Consider the following 1199-nt stretch of genomic DNA (forward strand, 5'->3'; position numbering starts at 1 on the left):
CTAAACTACCGTTTCCATCATGAGCCCAGGAGAAAGTATTTTCATTAGTAGTACTCGCATCTGTCACCTGGAAAGCAGAATTGACACAAGTTTCAGCAGTAGCTGCTCCAGCCTCAGCAATTGGTTCCGGAGTTATTGTCAATACTTTGGAATCAGTAGCACTCGCGCAAGCACTAAAACCTTCTACAGTCAGCGTTAGCGTAACGTCTGTTCCAGCATCTGAAGGATCTGGTGTGTAAGTAGGGTTGAGAGTTGTTTCATTACTAATTATTCCTGCACCACTAGTGCTCCATAAAATCCCTGCACTGTTTGTAGCGCTTGCATCAGTGACAGTAAAACTAGTATTTTCGCAGACCTCATCATCAATACCTGCAACGGCAGTAGGTTCAGCTATGACATCTAATAAGTTTATTTCCTCTGTTTTAGAGCATCCTTCTAGTGTTGTATAAGTAACGGCAATTTCTTGAACACCAAGAGGAACTGTGGTAGCGTCAAAGGTTTTAGCGCTAGAGTTCACCCCAGAACCAGCAAACGTAAATTCACCACCCCCTATATTAGCTGAAAGCCCCAATGAAGTCAAGTCAACAGCTGTTTCGTTTTCGCAGACCTCTACTGGAGATAAGAAGCTAAGAATATCTGGGGTAGGGTTTAGAGTTATTGTAAAACTGGTTGTAGTTGGTGATGTACAAACTGCGTTTGATGCTGAAACTGTAATAGTCGTTACTATATCGCTTGTTGTGTTATTTGAACCAGCAATAAATGTAATACTCTCTGATCCGCTGGAAGGATTACCAACAGATGTGTTATCAGATGTCCAGCTTATATCGTCATTTCCTGAAAGAGTAGAGAAGTCTATATCAATTAGTTCCCCCGAGCATACAGCAATGTCAGATGGAACGGGGGAAAACACTGGTGTAGGTGTGATGGTCAAGACCATGTCATCGCTAGCATCGGCACAGATTCCAAAAGCAGTGGTCACGGTTTTAGTTAAAGTTACGCTACCCGCTGTATTATCATCTGTAGAAGGCGTATAAGTAGGATTATCAATAGTGGCATCATTGAATCCACCTGTTCCAGAAGTAGTCCATGCGATAGTTCCATTAGAAGAAGTCGTACCAGAGAAGGTATAGCTACCATTGGTAACACAGATTTCCGCATCACTGCCAGCAGAGGCAGTAGGAACCAGATCATTTGTGATG

1 protein-coding gene is annotated in these 1199 nt (G+C 42.8%); it reads right to left on the reverse strand.

The window, feature by feature from the left end; genetic code table 11:
• Nucleotides 1–1199 (reverse strand): hypothetical protein (locus ACFE0M_RS17670; protein WP_434547119.1); only part of this gene is annotated, 1199 nt, incomplete at both ends.

This window comes from Marivirga sp. (genome assembly GCF_051117495.1).
Classification (GTDB): domain Bacteria; phylum Bacteroidota; class Bacteroidia; order Cytophagales; family Cyclobacteriaceae; genus Marivirga.